Source organism: Duganella sp. 3397, from assembly GCF_031456625.1.
In the GTDB taxonomy this organism is placed as follows: Bacteria; Pseudomonadota; Gammaproteobacteria; order Burkholderiales; family Burkholderiaceae_D; genus Rugamonas; species Rugamonas phyllosphaerae.
On the sequence record NZ_JAVDVB010000011.1, the window covers coordinates 93,669 to 120,097 of the forward strand.

The 26,429-nt window shown below is 63.8% G+C and carries 24 protein-coding genes; 9 read left to right on the forward strand and 15 right to left on the reverse strand.

Annotated elements, in window-relative coordinates; genetic code table 11:
• Nucleotides 1-39: 39 nt before the first annotated feature.
• Both J2X54_RS24860 and J2X54_RS24865 read right to left on the reverse strand, forming a co-directional pair.
• Nucleotides 40-1,257, reverse strand: coding sequence for an MFS transporter (locus J2X54_RS24860; RefSeq protein ID WP_310184447.1), 1,218 nt, complete (start codon nucleotides 1,255-1,257; stop codon nucleotides 40-42).
• A 69-nt stretch (nucleotides 1,258-1,326) separates the two neighbouring features.
• Nucleotides 1,327-2,322, reverse strand: a complete 996-nt coding sequence (locus J2X54_RS24865) for a Gfo/Idh/MocA family oxidoreductase (RefSeq protein ID WP_310184448.1) — start codon at nucleotides 2,320-2,322, stop codon at nucleotides 1,327-1,329.
• Between the two features lie 156 nt (nucleotides 2,323-2,478).
• Between J2X54_RS24865 and J2X54_RS24870 the strand changes: the two genes are divergently transcribed.
• Nucleotides 2,479-3,357: a hypothetical protein gene (locus tag J2X54_RS24870; RefSeq protein ID WP_310184449.1), complete on the forward strand. Its 879-nt coding sequence runs from the start codon at nucleotides 2,479-2,481 to the stop codon at nucleotides 3,355-3,357.
• Between the two features lie 79 nt (nucleotides 3,358-3,436).
• On the opposite strand, the gene J2X54_RS24875 is transcribed toward J2X54_RS24870, so the two are convergent.
• Together J2X54_RS24875 and pyrC are read right to left on the reverse strand one after the other, a co-directional pair.
• Entirely contained in the window at nucleotides 3,437-4,228 is a 792-nt protein-coding gene (locus J2X54_RS24875) for a DUF3025 domain-containing protein (protein WP_310184475.1), read from the reverse strand.
• A 12-nt stretch (nucleotides 4,229-4,240) separates the two neighbouring features.
• Entirely contained in the window at nucleotides 4,241-5,293 is a 1,053-nt protein-coding gene (gene pyrC / locus J2X54_RS24880; RefSeq protein ID WP_310184450.1) for a dihydroorotase, read from the reverse strand.
• Nucleotides 5,294-5,450: 157 nt separating this feature from the next.
• Between pyrC and J2X54_RS24885 the strand changes: the two genes are divergently transcribed.
• The 3 genes from J2X54_RS24885 to J2X54_RS25780 are packed head-to-tail and all read left to right on the forward strand — an operon-like array spanning nucleotide 5,451 to nucleotide 6,158.
• The gene (locus J2X54_RS24885; RefSeq protein WP_310184451.1) at nucleotides 5,451-5,714 is read left to right on the forward strand and encodes an AbrB/MazE/SpoVT family DNA-binding domain-containing protein; all 264 of its coding nucleotides are present in this window, start codon (nucleotides 5,451-5,453) and stop codon (nucleotides 5,712-5,714) included.
• The gene (locus J2X54_RS24890; RefSeq protein WP_310184452.1) at nucleotides 5,702-5,956 is read left to right on the forward strand and encodes a type II toxin-antitoxin system VapC family toxin; all 255 of its coding nucleotides are present in this window, start codon (nucleotides 5,702-5,704) and stop codon (nucleotides 5,954-5,956) included. Before J2X54_RS24885 ends, J2X54_RS24890 begins: the two co-directional genes overlap by 13 nt.
• Nucleotides 5,957-6,008: 52 nt before the next feature.
• On the forward strand, nucleotides 6,009-6,158 hold the full coding sequence (locus tag J2X54_RS25780) for a hypothetical protein (RefSeq protein WP_404990958.1): 150 nt from the start codon (nucleotides 6,009-6,011) through the stop codon (nucleotides 6,156-6,158).
• A 9-nt stretch (nucleotides 6,159-6,167) separates the two neighbouring features.
• Here J2X54_RS25780 and J2X54_RS24895 read toward each other — a convergent pair whose 3' ends face one another.
• The 5 genes from J2X54_RS24895 to J2X54_RS24915 form a co-directional block, all read right to left on the reverse strand.
• A complete protein-coding gene (locus J2X54_RS24895; RefSeq protein ID WP_310184453.1) occupies nucleotides 6,168-7,613 on the reverse strand; it encodes an amidohydrolase family protein in 1,446 nt (481 codons plus the stop codon).
• 95 nt (nucleotides 7,614-7,708) lie between these two features.
• The gene (locus tag J2X54_RS24900) at nucleotides 7,709-8,410 is read right to left on the reverse strand and encodes an amino acid ABC transporter permease (protein WP_070251553.1); all 702 of its coding nucleotides are present in this window, start codon (nucleotides 8,408-8,410) and stop codon (nucleotides 7,709-7,711) included.
• The gene (locus J2X54_RS24905; RefSeq protein ID WP_310184454.1) at nucleotides 8,410-9,141 is read right to left on the reverse strand and encodes an amino acid ABC transporter permease; all 732 of its coding nucleotides are present in this window, start codon (nucleotides 9,139-9,141) and stop codon (nucleotides 8,410-8,412) included. Before J2X54_RS24905 ends, J2X54_RS24900 begins: the two co-directional genes overlap by 1 nt.
• Before the next feature lie 25 nt (nucleotides 9,142-9,166).
• Nucleotides 9,167-9,874: a transporter substrate-binding domain-containing protein gene (locus tag J2X54_RS24910; RefSeq protein WP_310184455.1), complete on the reverse strand. Its 708-nt coding sequence runs from the start codon at nucleotides 9,872-9,874 to the stop codon at nucleotides 9,167-9,169.
• 16 nt (nucleotides 9,875-9,890) lie between these two features.
• Nucleotides 9,891-10,616 (reverse strand): amino acid ABC transporter ATP-binding protein, encoded by a 726-nt coding sequence (locus J2X54_RS24915; protein WP_310184456.1) that lies wholly within the window; start codon nucleotides 10,614-10,616, stop codon nucleotides 9,891-9,893.
• A gap of 260 nt (nucleotides 10,617-10,876) precedes the next feature.
• On the opposite strand from J2X54_RS24915, the gene J2X54_RS24920 reads away from it, so the two are divergent.
• Nucleotides 10,877-12,133, forward strand: a complete 1,257-nt coding sequence (locus tag J2X54_RS24920; RefSeq protein ID WP_310184457.1) for a dicarboxylate/amino acid:cation symporter — start codon at nucleotides 10,877-10,879, stop codon at nucleotides 12,131-12,133.
• A gap of 56 nt (nucleotides 12,134-12,189) precedes the next feature.
• Here the strand turns inward: J2X54_RS24920 and J2X54_RS24925 are convergent, their stop codons facing one another.
• The gene (locus J2X54_RS24925; RefSeq protein WP_310184459.1) at nucleotides 12,190-14,019 is read right to left on the reverse strand and encodes an ABC transporter ATP-binding protein/permease; all 1,830 of its coding nucleotides are present in this window, start codon (nucleotides 14,017-14,019) and stop codon (nucleotides 12,190-12,192) included.
• A gap of 83 nt (nucleotides 14,020-14,102) precedes the next feature.
• Here J2X54_RS24925 and J2X54_RS24930 point away from each other — a divergent pair, with 83 nt between their 5' ends.
• Nucleotides 14,103-14,567: an acyl-CoA thioesterase gene (locus J2X54_RS24930; protein WP_070251558.1), complete on the forward strand. Its 465-nt coding sequence runs from the start codon at nucleotides 14,103-14,105 to the stop codon at nucleotides 14,565-14,567.
• A gap of 70 nt (nucleotides 14,568-14,637) precedes the next feature.
• The gene (locus J2X54_RS24935) at nucleotides 14,638-16,260 is read left to right on the forward strand and encodes an alkaline phosphatase D family protein (protein WP_310184461.1); all 1,623 of its coding nucleotides are present in this window, start codon (nucleotides 14,638-14,640) and stop codon (nucleotides 16,258-16,260) included.
• Nucleotides 16,261-16,370: 110 nt separating this feature from the next.
• Here the strand turns inward: J2X54_RS24935 and J2X54_RS24940 are convergent, their stop codons facing one another.
• From J2X54_RS24940 to J2X54_RS24955, 4 genes are all read right to left on the reverse strand, one after another.
• Nucleotides 16,371-18,041, reverse strand: coding sequence for a long-chain-fatty-acid--CoA ligase (locus J2X54_RS24940; protein WP_310184463.1), 1,671 nt, complete (start codon nucleotides 18,039-18,041; stop codon nucleotides 16,371-16,373).
• A 2-nt stretch (nucleotides 18,042-18,043) separates the two neighbouring features.
• Nucleotides 18,044-19,747, reverse strand: a complete 1,704-nt coding sequence (locus tag J2X54_RS24945; RefSeq protein ID WP_310184465.1) for a long-chain-fatty-acid--CoA ligase — start codon at nucleotides 19,745-19,747, stop codon at nucleotides 18,044-18,046.
• Between the two features lie 222 nt (nucleotides 19,748-19,969).
• Nucleotides 19,970-21,097, reverse strand: coding sequence for an aminopeptidase (locus tag J2X54_RS24950; protein WP_310184467.1), 1,128 nt, complete (start codon nucleotides 21,095-21,097; stop codon nucleotides 19,970-19,972).
• Between the two features lie 9 nt (nucleotides 21,098-21,106).
• A complete protein-coding gene (locus tag J2X54_RS24955) occupies nucleotides 21,107-23,185 on the reverse strand; it encodes a molybdopterin oxidoreductase family protein (RefSeq protein ID WP_310184468.1) in 2,079 nt (692 codons plus the stop codon).
• 160 nt (nucleotides 23,186-23,345) lie between these two features.
• Here J2X54_RS24955 and J2X54_RS24960 point away from each other — a divergent pair, with 160 nt between their 5' ends.
• Nucleotides 23,346-24,542 (forward strand): M20 aminoacylase family protein, encoded by a 1,197-nt coding sequence (locus tag J2X54_RS24960; RefSeq protein ID WP_310184469.1) that lies wholly within the window; start codon nucleotides 23,346-23,348, stop codon nucleotides 24,540-24,542.
• A 122-nt stretch (nucleotides 24,543-24,664) separates the two neighbouring features.
• Here the strand turns inward: J2X54_RS24960 and J2X54_RS24965 are convergent, their stop codons facing one another.
• Entirely contained in the window at nucleotides 24,665-25,510 is an 846-nt protein-coding gene (locus J2X54_RS24965) for an NAD(P)-dependent oxidoreductase (protein ID WP_310184477.1), read from the reverse strand.
• A 174-nt stretch (nucleotides 25,511-25,684) separates the two neighbouring features.
• Here J2X54_RS24965 and J2X54_RS24970 point away from each other — a divergent pair, with 174 nt between their 5' ends.
• Nucleotides 25,685-26,230, forward strand: coding sequence for an acyloxyacyl hydrolase (locus tag J2X54_RS24970; protein ID WP_070251564.1), 546 nt, complete (start codon nucleotides 25,685-25,687; stop codon nucleotides 26,228-26,230).
• Nucleotides 26,231-26,429 lie beyond the last annotated feature (199 nt).

The window sequence follows — 26,429 nt, forward strand, 5'->3', positions numbered from 1 at the left end:
TCAAGCCGCGCCACAGCCCGCTCCTCAGCCGGCCTCTCATCACGCCGCCTGCAAGCCGCCGCGCACCAGCGGCCGCTCGTTGATCGGCAAGTTGACCAGCCCGGCCAGCACGCCGAGCGCGATCGAAATTCCCCACATCACGTCGTAGCTGCCCAGCAGCGTGTACAGGTAGCCGCCGAGCCACACGCCGAGGAAGCTGCCTACCTGGTGCGAGAAAAACACCATCCCCGCCAGCATCGACAGGTGCTTGACGCCGAAAATGCCGGCGACGATGCCGTTGGTAAGTGGCACAGTGGACAGCCACAGCACGCCCATGGCGGCCGCGAACAGGTACACCGTCATCGGTGACAACGGCAACAGCACGAAGGCGCCGATCACCAGCGCCCGCGCAAAATAAATCCCGGAGAGCAGGTAGCGCTTGGGCAGGCGGCCACCGAGTTTGCCGGCATGGTAGGAGCCGATGATGTTGAACAGGCCGATCAGCGCCAGCGCCATCACCGCCACGCTCGGATCGATTACGCCCTGGTCCTTCAGGTACGCGGGCAAGTGCACGCCGATAAACACCAGCTGGAAGCCGCACACGAAATAGCCGGCCACCAGCAGCAGGAACGAGCGGTTGCGCGCGGCCTCGCCGAATGCTTCGGCGATGCTCTGGCGCGGGCCGTCATCGTGCACTGCGGCCGGTTCGCGCAGGAAGAACGCCATCGGCACCATCAGCGCCACCACCACTGTCGCCAGCACGAAGAACGCGTGCTGCCAGCCGACGGCGGAAATAAGCTGCTGTTCGATCGGCATCAGCACGAACTGGCCGAACGAACTGGCCGCGCCCGAGATGCCGAACGCCCACGAGCGTTTATCGACCGGCGCGGTGCGGCCGATGATGCCGCTCACGGCCCCAAAGGCGGTACACGCCAGCCCCAGGCCGATGAACACGCCGGAGCCCACCACGAACAGGGTGGGATCGGTGACCAGCGCCATCCACACCAGGCCGGCCATGTACGACAACGCGCCCACCAGCACCACGCGCATGGTGCCGAAGCGGTCGGCGGCCATGCCGGCGAACGGGCCGAACACGCCCCACAGCAGGTTTTGCAGCGCCATCGCCAGCGAATAGGTTTCGCGGGTCCAGCCGTTGGCTTGCGAGATCGGCTGCATCCAGAAGCCGAAGCCGTGGCGCACGCCCATGGCCAGCGTCAGTACGACGCCGGTGGCAAGCAGCACGGTTTTGAGGGAGGGCGCGCGGGTAGCTAAGAACATGGATGCATCCTGATTATCGAAACGACATCGGGCGATTGTAACGGCTACCGGCCGCCCGCGCTCGGGAGCTTATTGGTCGGCCGGATAGCGCAGGCCGATCTGTTCACGGATCGCGTCGAGCGTGCCCATGAGGTTGAGCGTTTCGGCGTGCGGCATGACCGGGCTTTCGATCAGACCGGCGCGCAGGCAGCGCCCCACTTCCTGCGCCTCGTGGGTGTAGCCGTTGCCGCTGCGCGGCACGTTGACCGTGCGCTCGGCGCGGCTGGCGCCATCGACCACCGTCACGCTGAACGCCTCGGTATTGTGGAAGCGGTCGGACAGGCGCACGAAGCCCTTGGTGCCGGAAATCGTCAGCTCGGTCGGGGTGCGCGAGCGCAGGCTGCACACGCACGACGACAGGCCGCCGCCTTCGTGCGTCAGGGTAAACGCGGTCTGCATGTCCACGCCGGTGTCGGTCATCTGCGCCTGCGCCTTGACGCCGGTGACGCCGCCGAGGAAGAAAGAGGCGATCGACAGCGGGTAGATGCCCAGGTCGAGCAGCGCGCCGCCGCCCAGCGCGGGATTGAACAGGCGGTGCTCGGGGCCGGCGTCGGAGGTAAAGCCGAAATCGGCGGTGATATTGGCCGGGGTGCCGATCTCGCCGCTGTCGACGATGCGCTTGGCCTCCACCACGGCCGGCATGAAGCGGGTCCACATGGCCTCCATCACGAACAGCTGTTTGGCCTGCGCCAGCTGGATGATGTCTTCGGCCTCGCGGCGGTTCATGGTGAACGATTTTTCCACCAGCACGGCCTTGCCAGCGTTCAGGCACATCAGCGCGTTTTCGTGGTGCATCGGGTGCGGGGTGGCGATATAGACCACGTCCACTGCGGGATCGTCGGCCAGAGCCTGGTAGCTGCCGTGAAAGCGCTGTGCGCCATACTCGGCGCCGAATTTGGTAGCGCTATCTACACTGCGCGAAGCAACGGCGGCGAGGTGGGCGCCAGGGGTGTCCTGCAAAGCGGTGGCGAAGGCCTTGGCGATTTTTCCGGTGCCCAGTATGCCCCAGCGTATGTCCTGCGTCATGGCGTGCTCTTTCTGCCGCATCGGCGGCGATGGTAATCGATATCGGAATGACATTGTACTGCGCAGCGCGGCTGCACGGTCGCGCCGGTAAAAACCGGTTGCTGTCGTTATTGATTGATTAACATGCGGTCCTGCCCTAGAATCGCCGGCCCGACCTTGATCGTTCTCCTCATGCTGAAAACCTTGCTGCTCCTGCTGGCCAGCGCCAGCGCCCCTGTCGTCCAAGCCGTCGAGCCAGAGTGGCTGCCGTTCCACTGGGGGATGGGCAGCGTTGCCGGCGGCCCGCCCGAACGGCTGGGGCTGCTGCTGCCGGTCACCGTCAACGGCGTGGCCTGCACCGTGCAGCTCGACACCGGCGCCAACGGCGAGTGGAACTGGCGCCGTGGCGGCCCGGCAGCGACCGATGTGCGCGCCGAGATCGCGGTGGCAGGCCGGCGCCGCGCGATTCCCGCCAGCGCGGCCAATCTTGTCCAACTCCAGCAGCCCGACTGCGGCGGCGCGCCGATCGCCATCGTCGGCAACGCCCTGTTCGACATGGGGTCGCTGACGCTGGACCTGGGCAAGAGCCGCTACGCCTGGACACCCGCCGCCCTGCTGGCCGGCGCGCGCAACGCCGAACCGCTGCTGTATCTGAGCTGGGCCGAAGGCGGTGGCCATGTCGTGGTGGAGGTCACGCGCGCCGGCGCCGCAGGGCTCAGTTACGCGATGCTCGACACGGGTGCGGCGCGCTTTGGCGTGGTCGCCACCACCGCAGCAGAATGGCGCGCGCTGACCGGCAGCGCTGCGCTGCCGGTGCCCGACCAGACCAGCATGCGCTTTCCCGGCCCCAACGGCGAAGACGTGGTCTGCACCGAGATAGCGCTGGCGAGCGGCCTGGAAGTGGGCGGCAAGCGCCTGGCGCCGCGCGCGGCCTATTGTTCGGGCCACAGTTTCAAGGCGCCGGTGCAGCTGGCAGGCACCGTGGGCATGGCCGCGCTGGGCAACCGCACCGTGGTGCTCGATTACCTGTCGCGGCGCTGGATGCTCAGCGACTGAGGGTGGCCGAGAGTGACCGGGCGAACCGCGCTGGACCTTGCGGTGGCGTCAAGGTCAGCCCTGACCGGCTGCCAGGCTGCTAGGCCGGTTGGCGCTTGGGGCGGAAAACAGCCTGGTCGTTGTAGAACGCCTCATCCTGGTCGGGCCACCAGCCCGGCACCCCGAGCGCCTGCATCGGCGTGAAACCTGCGGTGGTAATCGCTTCAGCCGCCAGGTGCTCCGCCACGGTGGCGTCGATCCAGGCACGGCGTTCGGCGTGGTTCCAGGTAAAAAATTCGTCGCCAGCGACCACCACGCGCGTGTGGGCGGTGATCGCCTTGCGCGGGGCCACCAGCTTTTCCATCAGCGCGTGGCCGAACAGCCAGACCTGGGCATCGGGACCGAAGCTGGCGCGCCGCTCGAGAAAGGCTTCGCGCCAGCGGTGCGCGCGCAGCGCGGCCGTCAACCCATGGCCGGCAGCGCAGTCGCGCACCACCAGCAGCGCCGCGTTCTCGTCGAAGATGGTGGCGCCGTCGCGCGCGGGGCCGCGCGATTTGCCGACGCCGTCGCGGGCGATCTGTGCTGCCTGCAGCGCGTTCAGCTGCACCTTGATGCGCGGGAAGCTCAGCCACACCAGGCCATTGAAAAAATCGTGCAGGTTGTCGCGCGTGGGCACGCCGCCGGTGGCGCCAATAAATTGCTCGTACGCTGTGCCCTCGGGCAGCGCTTCCTGCGGCACGAATGTGAGCGGCAGGCCGGCGTGGTTGCGCAGGCACAGTGCTGCTGCCTGCGCGGTAAAGCTGTCGCGAAAGTGCTGATCGCTGTCCAGCCGGCCGGCTGCATCACGAATCGCGTCATACCACGGCCGCGACCAGTCGATCACCGACAACAACGAATGCACTGCTTACACCATTTTCCAGTTGATGGTTTCGCCGGCGTTGAGCGGCACGACCTGCTGGTCGGCCATCGGCAGCAGCTCGGGCAGCGTCCACTGCTCGCGCTGCAGGGTGATGGTGCCGGTATTGCGCGGCAGGTCGTAGAAGTCCGGGCCGTTGAAGCTGGCGAAGGCCTCCAACTTGTCGAGCGCGCCGGCGCGCGCAAACGCTTCGGTGTAGAGCTCCATCGCGTGCAGCGCGGTGTAGCAGCCGGCGCAGCCGCAGGCGGCTTCCTTGGCGCCCTGCGCGTGCGGCGCCGAGTCGGTACCGAGGAAGAAGCGCTCGTCGCCGCTGGTGGCGGCCGTGACCAGCGCCAGGCGGTGTTCTTCGCGCTTGAGCACCGGCAGGCAGTAATAGTGGGGACGGATGCCGCCCTTGAAAATCTCGTTGCGGTTGTAGAGCAGGTGGTGGGCGGTGATGGTGGCCGCGATCGGACCCTCCGCCTCGGCCACGTACTGCGCCGCTTCCCTGGTGGTGATGTGCTCGAAGACGATTTTCAGGGCCGGGAAATCGCGGCGCAGCGGGCGCATCACGCGTTCAATGAATACGGCCTCGCGGTCGAACAGGTCGATGTCCTGGTCGGTCACTTCGCCATGCACCAGGAACGGCATGCCCACTTCCTGCATTTTTTCCAGGGTCTTGTAGCAGTTGGCGATGTCGGTCACACCGGCGTCGGAATTGGTGGTGGCGCCGGCCGGGTACAGTTTGACGGCGTGGACCACGCCGCTGTCGATGGCGCGCACGATTTCTTCCGGTGGCGTGTTGTTGGTCAGGTAAAGCGTCATCAACGGATCGAACGCCATCCCCGCCGGCAGCGCGGCCAGGATGCGGTCGCGGTAGGCGACGGCGGCGGCAGCGGTGGTGACCGGCGGCTTCAGGTTCGGCATCACGATGGCACGCGCAAACTGGCGCGCGCTATGCGGCAGCACGCTGGCCAGCGTGGCGCCATCGCGCAGGTGCAGGTGCCAGTCGTCGGGACGGGTAATGGTGATGCTGTCGGGGAGGGTTTCGAAGTCGGACATGGCGGGGCTTTCAGGCTGTTTTCGGGCTACCAGGATGGGTAAAACGGCGGAATGCGATATTTTACCTGTTGCGGCGCGACCTGGAGCGCCAGCCGTCCCGGTCGCTTGAACTCTGTGCGGGAGAGCGTAAGATGAAAACTCTCGCCAGGAGGGAGTCATGTCCAAGGTTCGTCTAGAGAAACTAAGGAAGCTCACACTACCGCCAGAACTTATTGCGCAGGCAGGCTTGCGTCAGGACGACGTGCTGGACGCTACCTATGCGAACGGCGAGATTACCTTGCGCCCAGCGCCAGGGAAGGCTCGCGCAACCAGCGGACTGTCGATGATGGACTACGCCGGCGCCTGTAAAGGCGCCTGGGGCAATACACCTGCAGAAGTCGAACTCAACGTAGCGCAAGATCGCGCATCATGGGACAGGTAATTCCGGTCCTTCAAGCGATGTGCGGACAGCGCGTGTATCTGGATACCAACGTCTTCATCTATTTTCTTGACGGAAACCTGCAATTTTTTCCGGCTGCCGAGCCGGTTTTGCGAGCAATAAGCAACAGGGAAATCATCGGCGTCACAGGGGAAATCGCCGTGGCGGAAACCATGGTGGGACCGTATCACAAGATGGAATACGAGGATGATCACCACAACACGCGATTTTTTCCGGTCAAGTAACTTCCTGACCATTCTTCCACATGGCAGCGAGATTTTCGACCATGCCGCGCGCATGCGTGCGGAGAGTCGCTTGCGGTTTGTCGATGCCATTCACGTCGCCACCGCGACCTCGGCTGCTTGCAAGTATTTCATTACGAATGACAAGGCAATCCGCACACGGAGTGGTCTCGCAGTGGTCCAGTTGGACACACTGCTTCCCTAGCCCAGCCACTTAGTGTTTTTGTGCCGAGCCGGCCCTGGCCTTCGCTTGCGCCAGCAACTGGTCGAGCATGATGCGGTCGTAGACTTTGCCGCGGCTGACCACGGTGCGGATCTGGCGCGTGGCGCTGATGTCTTGCAGCGGATTGGCGTCGAGTACCAGCAGGTCGGCCGTCTTGCCGGCTGCCAGGCTGCCGTAGCGGTCCAGCTTGCCCAGGAAGCGCGGGCCGGCGATGACGGCCGACTGCAGCGCCTGCGCCGGCGTCAGGCCGTATTTGACGTACAGCCCGATCTCGTCATGTAGCGCCTGGCCAGGGTAATCATAGGAGTTCAAGAAGCCGGCGTCGGTGCCGGCGATGATGCTCACGCCTTCCTGCGCCAGGATCGGCAGCAGCGCGGCCGATTTCTCGAACGTGGCCTTGCGCAGCGCGATCTGCTCGGGATTGTCTTGCGCGGCGCGCTGCACGCGCCAGTCGTAGGTGGCGCGCAGGCCGGGGCCGATGTATTGCAGCGCTTCGTCGTGGCTGTGGTCTTCCATGTCGAGATAGGCCACCACGCGCGATACCGACAGCGTGGGTACCACGGCTGTGCCTTTCGACGCCATGTGGCGGAACGACGCGCGCGCGGTCGGCTCGTCGTAGCTCGCCAGGCTCAGTGCCATCGCCTGCTTGCCGGTCAAGGCGCCGGCTGCCACCTGCGCGGTCAGCTCGGCTTCGCGCGGGGTGGCTGCGCGCAGCAGGTACGACTGGTGCTCGACCGTGCCCAGGCCGGCGTCGAACATTTGCGCCAGCGTCTTTTGTACCGGGATGTGGCCGGACGTGCGCATGCCGCGCTCCCTGGCCTGGCGCAGCGCTTCGAGGTACAGCTCGAGCTTGAGCGTGTTTTCGGTGATCTTGACGAAATCTACTTTCTGCGCCTGCAGGCGGTCGAGCGCCTTGCCCACTTCTTCCGGCGTACCCACTTCGATGGTGCCTTTCCACAGCGGCTTGTAGCCTTCGAGCTTGGCGCCGGACGTAAATATGGTGGGGCCTTCGAGCTGGCCGCGGTTGATCTGGTCGCGCCACGACAGCACCGTATCGGGCAGGTCGCCCGAGCAATCGCGCACGGTGGTAATCCCGTAGGCCAGGTACACCGGCAGCAGGTTCCTGTTCTCGTCGATCAGCGCCGGTCCGCCACCGAAGTGCACATGGGTGTCCCACAGGCCCGGCATCAGGTACTTGCCCGGCAGGCGCATGGTACGCCGTGCGGCGTAATTGCGCAGGTCGCGGTCGTCGACCACGGCGATGATGCGATCGTCCCTGAGCACCACCGATTTGCCGCGCACGGCCTGGCCGCCGGCCACGTCGATCAGGGTCGCTTGCGTAAGCACCAGGTCGGCGGCGATCCTGTCGGCAGCATGGGCGCTGGCAAGCATGCCGAGGACCAGCATGGCGCCGGCAAGTTTGGTCAAGGTAGGCATAGATATTTCCGTAGCGTCAACAAACCGCGCATACTAGCAGACCCGCACTTCAGGGTCAGTGCCGACATTCGGACACGGGCTCAAGCAGATAGTGCTCAGTTCGTGTCCGAATGTCGGCACTGACCCCGAAGTAGGTGGCGCGAAAGCCACGACAGTGCGCAGCACAGCACGAAATACACGGCTGCCACGAACGTGTACATTTCCACCAGGCGGCCGTCGCGTTGGGCGATCTTGCTGGCGGCGCCGACAAAGTCGGGGACCGAGAGGACGTACACCAGCGAGACGTCCTGGAACAGTACGATGGTCTGCGTGAGCAGTACCGGCAGCATGTTGCGCAGCGCCTGCGGCAGTACCACGCGGCCCATCACCTGCCAGTAACGCAGGCCCAGCGCTTGCGCCGCCAGCACCTGGCCGCGCGGAATCGCCTGGATGCCGCCGCGCATGATCTCGCAGTAGTACGCGGCCTGGAACAGCGTGAACGTGATCAAGGCCGACCAGAACGTGCCCACCTTGACCGGCTCGGGCGCGCCGATCAGCCATGCCGCCAAATACGGCACCAGGAAATAGAACCAGAAGATCACCAGCACCAGCGGCACCGCCCGCACCAGGTTGACGTACGCGCTGGCAGCCAGCGCCAGCGGCGCAAAGCCCGACAGGCGCGCTAGCGCCAGCAAGGTGCCCAGCATCACGCCGCCCAGCATCGACAGCACTGTCAGTTGCAAGGTAAACGCCATGCCGACCTGGAACAGGTACACCCACGAGCGGGCGATGACGTCGACGTCGAAATCGGCAAACATCAGCGGCCTCCCAACGTGCCCGGTAGCGCCAGCCGGCGTTCGAGCCGGTGCATGGCGGCCGTTACCAGCAGGTTGAGCAGCACGTAGATCATGGTGGCGGCGGCAAACGCCTCGAACACCTGGAACGAAAACTCCTGCAACGCGCGTGCACTGGCGGTCAGTTCCATCAGGCCGATGGTGAGCGCGACCGAGCTGTTCTTGATGATGTTGAGGAACTCGCTGGTGAGCGGCGGCATGATGATGCGCAGCGCCAGCGGCAGCAGCACGTGGCGGTAGGTTTGCCGCAGCTTCAGCCCCAGCGCCAGTGCCGCCAGCCGCTGGCCGCCGGCCAGCGCCTCGATGCCGGCCGTCACCTGCACCGCCACCCGCGCCGACGTAAAAAAGCCGAGGCACACGACAGCGGTAACGAACGGCGCATTGGGCAACGCCTTGACCTGCTCGCCCAGCGCCGCCGGCAGCAACTCGGGAGCGACGAAATACCATAAAAACATTTGCACCAGCAACGGGATATTACGAAACAGCTCCACGTACGCGGTACCAAGCCGGCGCCACCACGGTGACGGCAGCGTACGCAGCGCACCGATGGCAAAGCCCAATACCAGCGCCATCACCCAGCCGGCCAGCGCCGTGGCCAGGGTCCAGCCCAGGCCGCCCGCCAGGGTTTGCCAGTAGGGACGCACACCGTCCGGCGATAGCTCGCCGAAGATGGCCCAGTTCCAGTGGTAGTCCATGGCGGCAGCCCGGCGCGTGCGAGGGTTACTTCACCGTATAGGCGGCCGGGTCCGGTGAGTCGGTCGGCTTGGCGATGGCAGCCTTCAGTTGGGGCGACATCGGGAACTTGAGGTTGATGCCGCGCGGCGGGATAGAACTGGTGAACCACTTGGCATAGATTTTGGCAAATTGGTCGGACCGGTACAGGTCGGTGAGCGCGGCATCGATCACGGCCTTGAATTGCGGGTCGCCACGCCTGAGCATGATGCCGTACGGTTCGACCGACAGCGCCTCGCTGCCGATCACGTATTGGTCCGGGTTGCGCGCGGTGGCGACCTGGCCGGCCAGCAGGATGTCGTCGTTGGCCTCGGCCACGGCGCGGCCGGTTTCCAGCATCAGGAACGATTCGGGATGGTCCTTGCCGACCAGGATTTTCATGCCCAGCTTGCGCTCGGCGTTAAGCATGGTCATCTGCTTGTGGGTGGTGGTGCCGGCCGTGGCCACCAGGGTTTTGCCTTTCAAGTCAGCCAGCGAACCGATGTTGGAAGACTTCTTGGTCAGCAGCCGGTTGGCAATCACGAACATGGTGGGCGCGAACGCCACCTGCTTTTGCCGCTCGGCGTTGTTGGTGGTGGAGCCGCACTCGAGGTCGATGGTGCCGTTGGCCATGAGCGGGATGCGGTTGGCGGCGGTGACCGGGTTGGTGACCACCTTCAGGCCGCTCTTGTTCAGGTGTTTTTGCACCGCTGCCACCGGGCCGCCTCACTACCTAATGAATAATACGCGCTAAAAACTCCCGTGCGCGCTCGGAACGCGGCGCACCGAAAAACTCTTCCTTGGCGCAATCCTCGAGAATCCTGCCCTGGTCCATGAACACCACGCGGTTGGCCACCTTGCGCGCAAAGCCCATCTCGTGGGTGACCACCATCATGGTCATGCCTTCCTGCGCCAGCCCCACCATCACGTCGAGCACTTCGTTGATCATTTCCGGATCGAGCGCCGACGTCGGTTCATCGAACAGCATGGCGATCGGGTCCATCGACAGCGCGCGGGCAATCGCCACCCGCTGCTGCTGGCCGCCGGAGAGCTGGTTGGGAAACTTGTCCTGCTGCGACAGCAAGCCCACCCGGTCCAGGTACAGCAAGCCGCGCGCAGTAGCCTCCTCCTCGCTGCGACCCAGTACCTGGACCTGGCCCAGGTTCAGGTTCTGCCGTACCGATAAGTGGGGAAACAGTTCGAAGTTCTGGAATACCATGCCGATCCGTGCCCGCAGCTTGGGCAGGTCGGTGCGCGGGTCGCCCACGGAAATACCGTCCACCGTGATATTGCCCTGCTGAAATGGCTCGAGGCCGTTGACGGTCTTGATCAACGTCGATTTGCCCGAACCGGACGGGCCGCAGATCACCATGACGTCGCCCTTGGCAACGTTGGTGGTGCAGTCGGCGAGGACCTGGAACTGGCCATACCATTTGCTGAGATTGCTGATCGCTATCATATTTTTGTCGCCACGGGAGCGCGGGAAAGAATCGGTGTGGAATGGCGTCCACGCAAGCTTGACAGTGACCTTGGCCCCAAGGATACTGCGTCACTTGCTCAACGTTGCTCAATGTTTCATCAACCCACAAGGCTGACATTGACCGGATCATACCTCCGCACCTGGAGGCAATGACTTTATTTTGAACCAGATTGCGCTGGCGCAGAACCTCTCTGCGGCAAGCAACGTCCAAAGAGACACTATCACAGGGAAGCTAGAACATGCAGAAAAAAAGCCGATTGACCACCTACATCCTGGCTGCCCTGGTGCTAGGCATTATTACCGGCTATTTCGTCAACGCCAACGTGGCCACGCCCACCGGTTTCGTTGATTCGATGTCCCTGTTGACCACCGTGTTCCTGCGCCTGATCAAGATGATCATCGCGCCGCTGGTATTTGCCACCCTGGTGGTCGGCATTGCCCGCATGGGTGATGCCAGCGAAGTGGGCCGTATCGGCCTGAAAACCATGGGCTGGTTCTTCCTCGCTTCGGTCATGTCGCTGAGCCTGGGCCTGGTGCTGGTCAACCTGTTCCGTCCTGGTGACGCGCTGCTCGGCCATATGTCCACCGCCGCGTCCAACACCGGCATCGTGGCGTCGTCGCTGTCGCTCAAAGACTTCGTCACCCACCTGGTACCGGCGTCCATCGTCGATGGCATGGCCAAGAACGAAATCCTGCAGATCGTCGTGTTCTCGCTGTTCTTCGGTATCGCCGCAGCTGCCATCGGCGAAAAAGCCAAGGCCCTGATCGACGCGCTCGACGGCCTGGCCCACATCATGCTCAAGGTCACCGGTTACGTGATGGCGTTCGCGCCGGTCGCGGTGTTCGCAGCCGTTGCCGGCACCATCGCCAAGAGCGGCCTCGGTGTGCTGTCCACCTACGGCGTGTTCATGGCCGAGTTCTACCTGGGCATCATGATCCTGTGGGGCTTGCTGATGTTTGCCGGCTTCCTGTTCCTGAAAAAGCGCGTGTTCGCCTTGATGGCCGAGCTGCGCGGCCCGGCCCTGCTGGCCTTCTCCACCGCCTCGAGCGAAGCGGCGTATCCGAAAACGCTGGAAGGCCTCGAGCGTTTCGGCGTGCGTAACCGTATCGCCTCGTTCGTGCTGCCGATCGGCTACTCGTTCAACCTCGACGGCTCGATGATGTACTGCACCTTCGCCACCGTGTTCATCGCCCAGGCCTACGGCATCGAGATGACGCTGGCCGAGCAGATCACCATGATGGCCGTACTGATGGTCACCTCCAAGGGTATCGCGGGCGTGCCGCGCGCTTCGCTGGTGGTGATTGCCGCCACCCTGAGCCAGTTCAATATCCCGGAGGCGGGCCTGCTGCTGCTGCTCGGTATCGACCACTTCCTGGACATGGCGCGTTCGGCCACCAACGTCGTCGGTAACGGCGTCGCTGCTGCGGTGGTTGCCAAGTGGGAGGGTGAACTGGCCCATCCCGGCGACGAAGAAATGATCAAGGACGCTGCCTGATAGAAGTCGGCGCCGTGAAGTGACAAAGCCCGTTCAGGCGACTGAACGGGCTTTTTTCATTGTGGCGCGACTTCCTCGTCCTGCCTCGCCTGCTGGCGCTGCCACATCTGGGCGTACAGGCCATCGGCCGCCAGCAGCGCCTGGTGGGTGCCACGCTCGACGATGCGGCCGTGGTCGAGCACCAGGATCTGCTGGGCGTCGGCCACCGTGGACAGGCGGTGCGCGATGACCAGCGTGGTGCGGCTCCTGGCGATCTCTTTCAACTGCGCCTGGATCGCCTGCTCGGCCTTGGAGTCGAGCGCCGACGTGGCTTCGTCGAAGATCAGGATCGCCGGGTTCTTGAGCAGGGTGCGGGCAATCGCCACGCGCTGCTTTTCACCGCCCGACAGTTTCAGGCCACGCTCACCGACCATGGTGGCGTAGCCGTCCGGTAGGCTTGCCACGAACTCGTGGATCGACGCCGCGCGGGCAGCGGCCACGATGTCGTCATGCGTGGCGCCCGGCTTGCCGTAGGCGATGTTGTATTCGATGGTGTCGTTGAACAGCACCGTATCCTGCGGCACGATGCCGATCGCGTGGCGCACCGAATCCTGCGTCAGTGACCGCAAATCCTGGCCGTCGATCGAGATGCTGCCGGTGTTGACTTCATAGAAGCGGAACAGCAGGCGCGATAACGTCGACTTGCCCGAACCGCTGTGGCCCACTACCGCGGTGGTGGTGCCGGGGGCAATCGTGAAATCGACGTCGAACAGGATTTGCCGCTTGGCCTCGTAGCTGAAATCGACGTGGTTGAAGCGCACTTCCGCGCCGGTGGTCGCCAGCGGCTGCGCGTCCTTGGCATCGGCAATTTCGCGGTTCTGGTCCAGCAGCGAGAACAGCTTTTCCATGTCGGCCAGGCTTTGCTTGATCTCGCGGTAGATCACGCCGAGGAAGTTCAGCGGTATGTACAGCTGGATCATGAACGAGTTCACCAGCACCAGGTCGCCCAGGGTCATGGTGCCGGCAATCACGCCCACGGTGGCGCGCCACAGGATCAGCGTGACCGCCACCGCGATGATCAAGGACTGCCCGGTGTTCAATACCGACAGCGAGGTTTGCGACTTGACCGCCGCCGACTCGTAGTTCTGCAGACCTTCGTCGTAGCGTTTCGCCTCGTAGTCCTCGTTGCCGAAGTACTTGACGGTCTCGTAGTTGATCAGCGAGTCGATCGCCTTGGTATTGGCCCTGGAATCGAGGTCGTTCATGGTGCGGCGGAAGTGCGTGCGCCAGTTGGTCACCGTGACCGTGAAGGTGATGTACGACACCAGCGCCACCAGCGTGATCACGCTGAACCAGATATCGTAATGCAGCACCAGGTAGCCCAGCACCAGCGTGATCTCGACCAGCGTGGGCAGGATGTTGAACAGTGTGTAGGAGATCAGCGAGCCGACCGCGCGGGTGCCACGCTCGATATCGCGCGTCATGCCGCCGGTCTGGCGATTCAAATGGAAGCGCAGCGACAGCGCGTGCAAATGGCGGAACACTTGCAGCGCGATGGTGCGCACCGCGCGCTGGGTTACCCGCGCGAACAGGAACTCGCGCAGTTCGGTAAACACGGTGGTGGACAGGCGCAGCAAGCCATACACCACCAGCGCCGCCACCGGCAGCACCAAGAGCGCCTGCGGGTGCTGCGGGGTGATGGTGAGCGAGTCGATCAGGCGCTTCATGACGATCGGCACGCCCACGTTGGCCAGCTTGGCGCCGACCAGGCAGCCCAGCGCCAGCAGCACGCGCCACTTGTACACCCACAGGTAGGGCAGCAGGGTTTTCAGGGTGGCGAGGTCGGTACGGGTACGGGGAGCTGGCTGGACACTGGGGTCGGCTGGCGAATTCGGGTAACGGCGCATAGGGGCAAGGTCGGGAGGGGTGGGCAGCGCTGGGCTTTTTATGGTTCAATCTTGGACATTGTAGCCCTTGCCGAGATTTCACGATGACCACCCCAGAAAAAACCCCGCTTGCCATCACCACCATCAACCGGGGCCTGCCCGCTGGGAAAATGCCGGAACTGCGCATGATGCCCTCCCCGTCCGACGCCAATGTCTATGGCGACGTGTTCGGCGGCTGGATCATGGCGCAGGTCGATATCGCCGGTTCGCTGCCGGCCACCCGCCGCGCCAACGGCCGCGTGGCGACCATCGCGGTCAACTCGTTCGTGTTCAAGAATCCCGTGTTCGTCGGCGACCTGCTGTCGTTTTATGCCGATATCGTCAAGGTTGGCAATACGTCCATTACCGTCAACGTCGAGGTGTACGCGGAGCGCAACCGCCTGCAGGCCGATACCGTCAAGGTGACCGAGGCCGTGCTCACCTACGTGGCCACCGACTCCGACCGCAAGCCGCGCAAGGTGCCGCCGATCGAGACGCTGATCCACGCGTTGCCGGGGCAAGCGGGATGACGCGCCTGACGCGCCGCCGTGGATAGCCGCCGGATGACCTGCCCGGGCATCACCGTGGATCAGCCGCGCCATGGATAGCCAGCGCCGTATCTTCCTGGCCACCGCCGGCCACCTGGCCGGGCTGGCCACGCTGGCAGCATGCCACGACACCCGCAGCGGCACTGGCAGCAGCGAGGCAGCAACACGCACCGCCATCCCCGCCAGCGCCAGCCAGGGCGCCTACCCGTTCAGCCTGGGCGTGGCCTCCGGCTCGCCCCTGCCCGATGCGGTCGTGATCTGGACCCGCATCCTCCATGATCCATTGAATGCAGCCGCCATGCCCGCCGTGGCGCTGCCGGTGCGCTGGGAGGTGGCCGACGATGAACACTTCAGCCGCCTCGTGGCCAAGGGCACGGCCAGCGCCACGCCGGCGCTGGCCCACAGCGTGCACGTCGATGTGACCAACCTGGCGCCCGGGCGCTGGTACTTCTACCGTTTCATCCTCGGCGATGCGGTCAGCCCCGTCGGCCGCACCCGCACCGCGCCGGCAGCGGCCAGCATGCCCGAGCGCCTGAAGCTGGCCGTGGCTTCGTGCCAGCACTGGGAGTTCGGCACCTACGCCGCCCACCGCCACATTGCCGCCGCCGCACCCGACCTGGTGGCCTTCCTCGGCGACTACATCTACGAATGGGGCCCGTACCAGCTCCGGCATCCCACGCGCGCCGTGCGCGTCTCGGAATCGTTCACGCTGGCCGACTACCGCAACCGCTACGCCCAGTACAAGAGCGACGCCCACCTGCAGGCTGCCCACCACGCGGCGCCGTGGATCGTCACCTGGGACGACCACGAGGTGGCCAACGACTACGCGGCCGACCGCGACGAACGACTCAACCCCGAATTCGTGCTGCGCCGCGCAGCGGCCTACCAGGCCTTCTACGAACACATGCCGCTGCGCCTGTCGGTGCCCAAGCCCGGCGACTTTGCCAATATGCGCATCTACCAGCGCTACGACTGGGGGCGGCTGGCGCGCTTCCACGTGCTCGACGACCGCCAGTACCGCGCCTGGCACGCCTGCCCACCCAGGGGGCGCGGTGGCTCCACCTCGGTGATCCGGCGCGACTGCGCGGCGCTGGGTGATGCCAGGCGCACCATGCTCGGCGACGTCCAGCAGCGCTGGCTCGACGATGGGCTGGCGTCGTCGCCCGCGCGCTGGAACATCCTGGCGCAGCAAACCCTGATGGCGCAGAACAGCCAGCTGCCGTTCAAGCAGGAAGCGGACGTGCGGATCTGGACCGATGGCTGGGATGGCTATCCAAGGGCACGTGAACGGCTGCTCGAGTCGCTGCGCACCAGCGGCGCCAGCAACCCGCTCGTGCTGTCGGGCGACGTCCACAGCTTTTTTGCGGCCGAGATCAGCCGCTATCCCACCCGCGCCGCATCGAAGAGCAACCAGGTGCTGGCCAGCGAGTTTTGCGGCACGTCGATCACGTCGCCGTCACGGCCGCAAAAGCGTACCGAGGAGTTCGTGGCGATCAATCCGGGGATCAAGTATGGCAAGAGCGATCAGCGCGGGTTCATGCTGCTGGACGTGACGCCGCAGACAACCACCGCGCACTTCCAGGCGCTGGCCGATGTGCACGATGCGGGGAGTGGCATCGCGACTGCGGCCAGCTTCGTGGTGCGCAATGGCCGGGCCGGGGTGGTGAAGGCTTGAATTGGATCCCCGCCTGCGCGGGGATGACGCATCCACATCCAGCGGCTGTAAAGCCGTCATCCTCGCGTACGCGGGGATCCATAGCGCGTATAAGAGACTGAACTGTTTCCTTAAGCCGCAGTCTTCTCATCCCGCAACTGCCGCCGCAAAATCTTGCCCACGTTGGTCTTCGGCAGCTCATCGCGGAACTCGATGAACTTCGGCTTTTTGTACGCGGTCAGCTCGTGCTTGCAGAAGTCCAGCAACTGCTCGGCCGTCAGGTTCGGATCCTTGCGCACCACGAACAGTTTGACGGCCTCGCCCGAATTCTTGTCCGGCACGCCGATGCACGCCACTTCCAGCACGCCCGGGTGGCCGGCCACCACGCCTTCCACTTCGTTCGGGTACACATTGAAGCCCGAGACGATGATCATGTCCTTCTTGCGATCGACGATACGGGTGTAGCCGCGCTCGTCCATGATGCCGATGTCGCCGGTCTTGAAGTAGCCGTCGGCGGTCATGGTCTTGGCGGTTTCGTCGGCGCGATTCCAGTAGCCGGCCATCACCTGCGGGCCACGGATGGCGATTTCTCCGGTCTGCCCCAGCGGTACTTCGCGGCCGTCGTCGTCGATGATGATCACTTCGGTCGATGGAATCGGCAGGCCGATGGTGCCGGTGAATTCCTTGATGTCCACCCGGTTGGCGGTGGCCACCGGCGAGGTTTCGGACAGGCCGTAGCCTTCGATGATCGGCGTGCCGGTCACCTTGAGCCACTTGTCGGCCACGGCCTTTTGCACCGCCATGCCGCCGCCGTTGCACACCGAGTAGCTGGAGAAATCGAGCTTGGCAAAATCGGCATTGTTGAGCAGCGCGTTGTACAGGGTATTGACTGCTGGCAGCACCGCCACGCGGTACTTGGCCAGTTCCTTGACGAAGCCGGGAATGTCGCGCGGGTTCGGAATCAAGAGGGTGAGGCCGCCCATGCGCATGCCCATGAAGGCGCTGACGGTGAGCGAATAGATGTGGTACAGCGGCAGCGCCGCCACGAACACCAGCTGTTCCTCCGAATGCTTGAACTGCAGCCACGCCTCGTTTTGCAGCACGTTGGCGATGATATTCCGGTGCAGCAGCACGGCGCCCTTCGAGACACCCGTGGTGCCGCCCGTGTATTGCAGGAAGGCAATGTCGTCATGGCCCTGCTTGACCGGCTTCAAGGTCATGCCGGCGGCGCCCGCCATCATTTTCTTGTACGAGATCGCACCGGGCAGCGAGTACGCGGGCACCATTTTCTTGACCTTGCGCACCACCAGGTTGACGATCGCGCCTTTCAAGAAGCCCAGCATGTCGCCCATGGTGGCCACCACCACGTGCTTGACGCTGGTGTTGGCAATCACCTGTTGCAAGGTGACAGCAAAGTTTTCCAGCACGATGATGGCTTCGGAACCGGAGTCGATCAGCTGGTGCTGCAGCTCGCGCGGCGTGTACAGCGGGTTGACGTTGACCACGGTGTAGCCGGCGCGCAGAATGGCTGCCATCGCCACCGGGTACTGCAACACGTTCGGCATCATGATCGCCACCCGCGCGCCGGGCGACAGGCCCAGGCTTTGCAGCCAGGCGCCCATCTGTTGCGACAGCTGGTCGAGCTCGCGGTAGGTGAGGAACTTGTCCATGCACACGTAGGCGTTGCGGTCGGCGTACTTGCGGAAGGCTTCTTCCAGCAAGTGCGTGATCGAGCGGAATTGGGTGCTGTCGATTTCCGCCGAGACGCCCTCCGGGTAGGACTTGAGCCAGATTTTTTCCATCGTTATACAGCCTTCTCGTTCGTTTTTTTCTGTGGTGGGGTGTCTTCGTCGCGCAACATGCGCCGCAAGATCTTGCCGACATTGGTTTTCGGCAGCTCATCCCGGAATTCGATGTATTTCGGCTTCTTGTAGCCGGTCAGGTTTTGCTTGCAATACGCCATCAGGGTCTCGGCCGTGAGGTTCGGGTCCTTGCGCACCACGAACACTTTGACGGCCTCGCCCGAGTGCTCGTCCGGCACGCCCACGCAAGCGCACTCGAGTACGCCTGGATGGGCGGCGATCACTTCTTCCAGTTCGTTCGGATAGACGTTGAAACCGGAGACCAGGATCATGTCCTTCTTGCGGTCGACGATTTTCACGTAGCCGCCTTCGTTCATGATGCCGATGTCGCCCGACTTGAAGTAGCCGTCGGCGGTCATCACCTTCGCCGTTTCGTCCGGGCGGTTCCAGTAGCCGGCCATCACTTGCGGGCCACGGATGGCGATTTCACCTGGCTGGCCCAACGGCACTTGGTTGCCGTCGTCGTCGAGGATGGCGATGTCGGTGGACGGAACCGGCAGGCCGATGGTGCCGCTGAAAGCGGTCGCATCGCCGCGGTTGCAGGTGGCGACCGGCGCGGTTTCGGACAGGCCGTAGCCCTCGATGATCGGCGAGCCGGTGGCCTTGAACCAGCGCTCGGCCACCACCTGCTGCACCGCCATGCCGCCGCCAAAGCTGAGCTTCAAGCCGGAGAAATCGAGCTTGCCGAAGTCGGGATGGTTGAGCAGGCCGTTGTACAGGGTGTTTACCGCCGGCAGCATATTGAAGCGGTACTTGCCCAGCTCCTTGATGAAGCCGCCGATGTCGCGCGGGTTCGGAATCAAGAGGTTGAGCATGCCGCTGCGCATGCCCCACATGGCGCACACGGTCAGCGCGAAGATGTGATACAGCGGCAGCGCCGCCACCATCACCGGCTGGCCTTCGACCACCCCCACGGCCGGCTCCGACCACATTTCGATCTGCAGCATGTTGGCGATCACGTTCTGGTGCGTCAGCACGGCGCCCTTGGCCACGCCAGTGGTGCCGCCCGTGTATTGCAGGAAGGCGGGGTCGGCGGGCTTGATGTCGACTGGCGTCAGTTTCATGCCGGCGCCGTGCGACAGCGCCGACTTGAAGCGCACCGCGTTGGGCAGCGAGTACGCCGGCACCAGGTGCTTGACGTTGCGCACCACAAAGTTGACCAGCAGGCCCTTGGCAAAGCCCAGCAACTCGCCCATGGTGGCGACGACCACGTGCTTGACCTGGGTGCGCGGCAGCACCTGCTCGAGCGTGTGCGCGAAGTTTTCGAGGATGACGATGGCGCTGCAGCCGGAGTCGTTGAGCTGGTGCTCGAGCTCGCGCGGCGTGTACAGCGGGTTGATGTTGACGACGGTGTAGCCGGCGCGCAGGATGGCGGCGATCGCGACCGGGTACTGCAGCACGTTCGGCATCATGATGCCGACCCGTGCGCCCTGCTTCATGCCCCGGCTTTGCAGCCAGGCGCCCAGGCGCCTGGAATAATTGTCGAGTTCGGCGTAGGTGAGGTACTTGTCCATGCAGACGTAGGCATTGCGGTCTGCGTACTTGCGGAACGACTCTTCCAGCAACTGCACCAGGGAACCGTACTGTGCCGTGTCTATCTCGGCCGGCATGCCGGGGGGATAGGACTTCAACCAGATTTTTTCCATGCCTGCGCCTCTTGTCTCGTTATCGTTGTGGGCCGGCGCACAGTGCCGGTTCAGGAGTCGAGTGTCGTCTGCGCGCACTGTTCGAGCCTGCTGATAACGCGATGCTATCGGTCAGTTGACGCGGACGCAAGCGCATTTAAACATAATTAGAACGTCGCTTCTAACGCGTCAAGAGGGTGAAATCATGCTGCATAGCAGCATCGCGTCGATATCCGGCCCGCCTTACAACATGCCGGACCCGGTAGTTTGTCCGGTCGCTGCGGGGACGGTATCGGCTGTTGCGGTGCGCGCGAGTTGATCGAGGCGCTGCTGTCGTTGAGCAAAATCAAGCGTAGCCAATTTTTGCACTGCACCATAAAATCGCACGAACGTTCTTTCTTGCTTGAACAAGCTTCTAAATGCCGGCAGGTAATCATGGTAAGCGCCTACTGCGGTCAAGTGGGCATTGGTCAGCGGTTCGGCAAACCAGCGGTCGTAACCGGCGTAGCCGCCCCAGCTTTCCTTGAGTTTTAGATAGTCGGACTGGAGGTGGGCGAAGATGCGCGCCTTCTCGGCGCGGCGGTGGCGCATGCTGGTCTTGCTGGCATAGTTATCGGCCAGCATTTGCCGGTGGCGCACCAGCAGCGCCAGAAACTCGGCGCGGCGGCCGTTGTAGCGTGCGTAGGCCAGGCGCATCTCGTCGGTGCCGTAGAGTTCGAGCCAGCGCTGTACGCCGGCCTCTTCCACCGCCGTGGCGAAGCTCTCGTTGAACTGGGTGTCGCCCGCCACGTACACCACCTGGTGCGCCAGCTCGTGGAACACCATGCGCGCCAGTTCGGCGTCCGAGTAATTGATGAAGGTCGACAGCAGCGGGTCGCTGAACCAGCCCAGCGTGGAGTACGCCGGCACGCCGCCCACCTGCACGTCGTTGCCTTCGGCGCGCAGCTCGTCGGCATAGGCGTTGGCGTCGCCCTTGCTGTAGTAGCCGCGGTAGCTGACGCAGCCGGCAATCGGGAAGCACCACTGGATCGGCCGCAGCGACAGCTCGGGCGTGGCCACCACGTTCCACAGTACGAACGGGCGCGACAGCGCGGCGTAGTTTTTATAGCTGGCGTTGTTGGGCAGGTTCAGTTCCTGCACCGCGAAGCGGCGGATCAGCAGCGCTTTTTCGAGCCGGGCCTTGAGCTGCGGATCGGTGGCGGGGTCGCCGAGCCAGTCATCGATCGGACGGGCGTCCGACCACAGCGAGTATTGTCCTTGCGCTGCCTGCATGTAATACTTGAATTGCGCGCAGCCGGCCAGCATCGCCAGCGTGCACGCCGTCACCAGCCAGTACCTGGTGCGAAGAACTCGGCGGGCAAATTTGCGCATACATTACCTTCAAGCACTAACTCTTTCAACCTGTACGAGTGTATCGTAAAACGTCGGTGCGCGGCCCATGTCGGTGAGCCTCTGGCTGGTGACTTCATTGGCATTCTTGCCGTCGCTGGCAAGCTTTTTCCACCACACTGATAAGCCGACCACCAGCCCGACACGGGCCTTGTCGGTCACGCGCGCACGCGCCTCGAACGAGCCGCGATCATTGAAAATTCTGACCATTTCCCCATGGGCGACACCGCGCGCGGCAGCATCCGATGGATGGAGATCGAGGTGCGGTTCGGCCTCGGCGGCGCGCAAACTCTTGACGTTGACGAACGTCGAGTTGAGGAAATTGCGTGCCGGCGGAGAAATCATCGCCAGTGGATAGCGCTGTGCAAGTTGAGGGTTGCTTGCAACAGATTCATACGGTTCGAGGTATGTCGGCAACGGATCGAGACCATCGCGCGCCATCTGGGCCGAATAAAACTCGCACTTGCCCGACGGGGTGAAAAAGCCGCCGTGGGCGAACGGCGCCTCGGGCATGTTGAGCTTTTGCCAGCCTTGTTGTTTCAGCGATTCCCAGTCGAAATGCATGGCGCGCGTGTCGCCGGTTTTGAACGCCTGCGCGGCCAGCTGGTCGTCGGTCTCGGCAAAGCATGGATCGGTAAAGCCCATCGCGCGCGCCAGCAGGCGGAAAATTTCCGTGTTGGGCTTGGACTCGCCCAGCGGCGCAATGGCGGCGTTGTTGGCCATCATGTACAGGTGGCCGTACGACGTGTGAGCGTCGATGTGCTCGAGCTGGGTCGTGGCCGGCAGCACGATGTCGGCGTAGTCGGCGGTGTCGGTCTGGAACTGCTCGAGCACGACCGTAAACAGGTCTTCACGGGCGAAACCGGCCGCCACTTTCGATGAGTCGGGCGCGATCGCCACCGGGTTCGAGTTGTACACGATCACCGCCTCCACCTGCGGGCCGAACGTGGCCGAGCCGGGTCGCAGCAGGTCGTCGCCGATGGTGGTCATGTTGATGGTGCGCGGCGTTTTTTTCAGCAAGTCGGGCCGTTGCAGCGCTGGCTTGTTGGTCGGGAACGAACCGCTCGACGATAGTTGCACCCCGCCTGCCGCATGGCGCCAGGCGCCGACCAGCGCCGGCAGGCAGGCGATATTGCGCACCGCCATGCCGCCGCCGCGCACGCGCTGCACCCCGTAGTTGGTGCGGATCGCCACCGGCAGGCCGGCCTTGGCGGTCTGGCCGTACAGCCGCGCCAGCCCAATCACTTCGTCGGCGCTGATGCCGCAGGTGGCGGCAGTGCGTTCGGGCGTCCACTCGGCCGCGCGTGCCTTGAGCTGGTCGAAGCCGAGCGTGTAGTCGGCGATGTAGTCGTGGTCGAGCAGGTCTTCGGCGATCAGCACGTGCATCAGTCCCAGCGCCAGCGCGGCGTCGGTGCCGGGCAGCAGCGCGATGTGCTGGTGGCATTTCTCGGCCGTGAGCGAGCGGTACGGGTCGATGGCAACCAGCTTGGCGCCGTGGCGCTTGGCTTCCTGGGCGCGGGTCCAGAAATGCAGGTTGGACGCAATCGGATTGCCGCCCCAGATGATGATCAGCTTGGCATTTTGAAACTGCTCCATGTCGGTGCCGACCGACGCGCCGATCGTGTACTTGTAACCGGTGGCGCCGGCGCTGGCGCAGACGGTGCGGTCCAGCAGCGAGGCACCCAGCTGGTTGAAAAAGCGCGACGACATCGACTCGCCCTGGATCAAACCCATGGTGCCGCAGTAGCTGTACGGCAGGATCGCTTCCGGGTCGCGCGCGGCAATCGGCGCCAGGCGCTCGGCAATGGTGCGCAGCGCCTCGTCCCAGCTGATGCGTTCGAACTTGCCCTCGCCTTTCGCACCGACGCGGCGCAGCGGGTACAACAGGCGCTCGTCGTGGTAGGTGCGCTCGGTGTAGCGGGCGACCTTGGTGCACAGCACGCCGGCCGTGGTCGGGTGGTCGGGGTCGCCCTTGACGGCGGTGGCCACGCCGTCTTCCACGGTCACCAGCAGGGCGCAGGTGTCGGGGCAGTCGAGCGGGCACGCCGCCCGAACTTGTGTGCTTGTCATGTCTGGATCCAAAAGGCGGGATGCGTAAAAACAATATGGTAAACGATTAGCGGCCATCCCATGCCGGCTTGAGTCCGCTCTGGATAAAGTTTGCGCACACGGGCTACAATGGTCTTTCTCGCTACTCACAAGGCAAGCGACACCCCATATGGAGAAGCAGATGAAACTAGTTGATCCCATCATTGCGTTTCAATCCGAAATACAGCAGATCCGCCGCGACCTGCATGCCCATCCAGAACTCTGCTACGAAGAGCAGCGCACGTCCGACCTGATTGCCGACAAGCTCACGCAGTGGGGCATCCCCGTGATCCGCGGCCTGGGCGTGACCGGCGTGGTCGGCATCATCAAGAACGGCACGTCCGGGCGTTCGATCGGCCTGCGCGCCGACATGGACGCGCTGCCCATGCAGGAAATCAACACATTCGACCATGCCTCGCGCCACCCGGGCAAAATGCACGCCTGCGGCCACGACGGCCACACCGCCATGCTGCTGGGCGCCGCCAAACACTTGGCCGAGCACCGCAACTTCGACGGCACCGTGTACCTGGTGTTCCAGCCCGCCGAAGAAGGTGGGGCCGGCGCCAAGCGCATGATCGAGGACGGCCTGTTCGACCAATGCCCGATGGATGCGATCTACGGCATGCACAACTGGCCCGGCATTCCGGCCGGCCACATGAGCGTGGTGGAGGGCCCGATGATGGCGTCCAGTAACGAGTTCTACTTGACCATCAAGGGCAAGGGCGCTCACGCCGCGCAACCGCACAAGGGTGTCGATCCGGTGATGGTGGCGGTGCAGATCGCGCAAAGCTGGCAGACCATCATCAGCCGCCAGAAAAGTCCGCTCGACACGGCCGTGCTGTCGATCACGCAAATCCACGCCGGCAGCGCCACCAACGTGATTCCGGACGACGCCAAGATGGTGGGCACGGTGCGCACCTTTACCTGGCCGGTGCTCGACCTGATAGAACAGCGCATGGAGGAAATCGCCCGCCACACGGCCGCAGCGTTTGGCGCCGAAGCCGAATTCCGCTTTCGCCGCAACTATCCCCCGCTGGTCAACCACCCGGCCGAAACCCGTTTCGCGGTGGAAGTGATGAAAGAAGTGCTGGGCGCCGACCGGGTGGACGACCAGGTGGAGCCGACCATGGGCGCGGAAGATTTCGCCTACTTCCTGCAGGCCAAGCCTGGCTGCTACATGTTCATCGGCAACGGCGAAGGCGACCACCGCGATGGCGGCCACGGCCTGGGCCCCTGCGTGCTGCACAACGGCAGCTACGATTTCAACGACAACCTGTTGCCGATCGGGGCGAGTTTCTGGGTGCGGATGGTGGAGAAGAGTTTGCCGCTGCCGAACTAGATCAGATTGCCGCCATCGAGGCGGTCCGCCGAGGCGGAATGACGGCGTGACCGCCAGCCGCCAGCTTTTGAGTCGTCATTCCCGCGCAGGCGAGATTCCAATTTCTCCAGGCAGCCAACGACTCAAACTCGATCTGGCCCACTCCCCACCCGTATTCCCGGGTTCAACTCTTCAAGCCCGACTAACGCCGCCGAGTGGTCCGCCTGCGGCATTGCTTCCACCAATGCCTCGAACCGCTCGGTCACCAGCGCCGTCACCGGCAACACCACCCCGGCAGCCGCTGCCGCCGCGAGGATGTTGCGCTGGTCCTTGACTTGCGTTGCCACCTTACCGCCGGCAACAAAATTACGCTCCAACATGCGCTGGCCATGGACGTCGAGAATTTTGCTCTCGGCAAAGCCGCCGCGTATGGCCGCGCGCATCGCTGCCGGGTCGGCGCCAGCCGCCTGGGCCAGCAACATGGCCTCGGCCACGATGTTGATGGTCGCACCGACGATCAGCTGGTTGCACAGCTTGGCCACTTGGCCGCTACCAGCCGGCCCCACCAGGGTAGGTCGCCCCATCGCCTCCAACACCGGCGCAACCTCGGCGTAATCATCGACATCGCCACCAGCCATGATGGCCAGCGTACCAGCCGCCGCACCGCCCACGCCGCCGGACACCGGCGCATCGACAAACCGGTTGCCCTGCCCTTGCAACAATGTATGAAATGCCTGCGCCTCGGCCTGCTGTGTCGAGCTCATGTCTACCCACAAGGCGTTGGGCGCCAGCGACGGCAAGGCGTCATGCATGACTTGCGCCACGACCGGCCCGGCTTCGAGCATCGAGATGACGATGCCGGCGTCGCGCACTGCATCGGCCAGCTGGGCCACCGGCTGCGCGCCGGCATCAGCGAGCGCCTGTGCCTTGGCGTGAGTGCGATTCCAGACCGTGACCGCGTGGCCGGCCGCCAGCAGGCGCCGAACCATGGGGTCTCCCATCAAGCCAATACCGAGAAATGCGATACGCATAGACAATCCTGCTCCTGAAGATAATCAAAACAACGGTGCGCCGGAAGAAAATCCGGAACCCCGGTACAATCCTGCCAGCCGTATCAACCCAGCATACAGCACAGATCAAGTCGGTATAAACACAAGGATACTATGTTCGCGAAGACACTAATGGCGGCAGTGGCCGCCCTCATGATGAGCCAGGCAGCTATGGCCCAGGATAAATTGATCGACTCGGTTTCGGTCGACTACGGCTCCGGGCCGAAGCAGCGCATGGTGCGCCTGAGCGCGGCCAATGATTGGGAAAAACAATGGTTCCAGTCGAACGGTACCCACCTGAGTGGCTACTGGGAAGGCAGCGTCGGCTACTGGCGCCAAAACCAGTACCGCAACGTGCCGGGCCTGGAAAAAGGCCTGTGGGACGTGGGTTTCACCCCGGTGTTCCGCTTCCAGAATGACAACAAGAAGGGGATTTACTACGAAGCCGGCATCGGCGTTCACCTCTTGTCCAGCCTGTACAAGAACGACAGCCGGGAATTGTCGACCGCCTTCCAGTTCGGCGACCACATCGGCATCGGTTACGTCATGCAAAACAACTGGGAAGTCGCCCTCAAGCTGCAACACTTCTCCAACGCCAGCATCAAGCGCCCGAATGGCGGCGCGAACTTCCTGGAACTGAAGGCCGCGTACCACTTCTAATCCATTTAATTCGACAGCGTCGTTATTCCCGCTCAGGCGGGAATCCAATTCAAGTAGGTGGCAAACGCAAAAAAGCCCCAACCAGATCACTGGTTGGGGCTTTTTCTATATAACTAGCCTGACGATAACCTACTTTCACACTGGTTGCAGCACTATCATCGGCGCAAAGTCGTTTCACGGTCCTGTTCGGGATGGGAAG

Coding starts and splice junctions, on each gene's coding strand:
- J2X54_RS24860 (WP_310184447.1), bottom strand. CDS start 1,257: ATGTTCTTAGCTACCCGCGCGCCCTCCCTCAAAACCGTGCTGCTTGCC.
- J2X54_RS24865 (WP_310184448.1), bottom strand. CDS start 2,322: ATGACGCAGGACATACGCTGGGGCATACTGGGCACCGGAAAAATCGCC.
- pyrC (WP_310184450.1), bottom strand. CDS start 5,293: ATGTCCGACTTCGAAACCCTCCCCGACAGCATCACCATTACCCGTCCC.
- J2X54_RS24885 (WP_310184451.1), top strand. CDS start 5,451: ATGTCCAAGGTTCGTCTAGAGAAACTAAGGAAGCTCACACTACCGCCA.
- J2X54_RS24890 (WP_310184452.1), top strand. CDS start 5,702: ATGGGACAGGTAATTCCGGTCCTTCAAGCGATGTGCGGACAGCGCGTG.
- J2X54_RS25780 (WP_404990958.1), top strand. CDS start 6,009: ATGCGTGCGGAGAGTCGCTTGCGGTTTGTCGATGCCATTCACGTCGCC.
- J2X54_RS24895 (WP_310184453.1), bottom strand. CDS start 7,613: ATGCCTACCTTGACCAAACTTGCCGGCGCCATGCTGGTCCTCGGCATG.
- J2X54_RS24900 (WP_070251553.1), bottom strand. CDS start 8,410: ATGTTTGCCGATTTCGACGTCGACGTCATCGCCCGCTCGTGGGTGTAC.
- J2X54_RS24905 (WP_310184454.1), bottom strand. CDS start 9,141: ATGGACTACCACTGGAACTGGGCCATCTTCGGCGAGCTATCGCCGGAC.
- J2X54_RS24915 (WP_310184456.1), bottom strand. CDS start 10,616: ATGATAGCGATCAGCAATCTCAGCAAATGGTATGGCCAGTTCCAGGTC.
- J2X54_RS24920 (WP_310184457.1), top strand. CDS start 10,877: ATGCAGAAAAAAAGCCGATTGACCACCTACATCCTGGCTGCCCTGGTG.
- J2X54_RS24925 (WP_310184459.1), bottom strand. CDS start 14,019: ATGCGCCGTTACCCGAATTCGCCAGCCGACCCCAGTGTCCAGCCAGCT.
- J2X54_RS24930 (WP_070251558.1), top strand. CDS start 14,103: ATGACCACCCCAGAAAAAACCCCGCTTGCCATCACCACCATCAACCGG.
- J2X54_RS24935 (WP_310184461.1), top strand. CDS start 14,638: ATGGATAGCCAGCGCCGTATCTTCCTGGCCACCGCCGGCCACCTGGCC.
- J2X54_RS24940 (WP_310184463.1), bottom strand. CDS start 18,041: ATGGAAAAAATCTGGCTCAAGTCCTACCCGGAGGGCGTCTCGGCGGAA.
- J2X54_RS24945 (WP_310184465.1), bottom strand. CDS start 19,747: ATGGAAAAAATCTGGTTGAAGTCCTATCCCCCCGGCATGCCGGCCGAG.
- J2X54_RS24950 (WP_310184467.1), bottom strand. CDS start 21,097: ATGCGCAAATTTGCCCGCCGAGTTCTTCGCACCAGGTACTGGCTGGTG.
- J2X54_RS24955 (WP_310184468.1), bottom strand. CDS start 23,185: ATGACAAGCACACAAGTTCGGGCGGCGTGCCCGCTCGACTGCCCCGAC.
- J2X54_RS24960 (WP_310184469.1), top strand. CDS start 23,346: ATGAAACTAGTTGATCCCATCATTGCGTTTCAATCCGAAATACAGCAG.
- J2X54_RS24965 (WP_310184477.1), bottom strand. CDS start 25,510: ATGGTTCGGCGCCTGCTGGCGGCCGGCCACGCGGTCACGGTCTGGAAT.
- J2X54_RS24970 (WP_070251564.1), top strand. CDS start 25,685: ATGTTCGCGAAGACACTAATGGCGGCAGTGGCCGCCCTCATGATGAGC.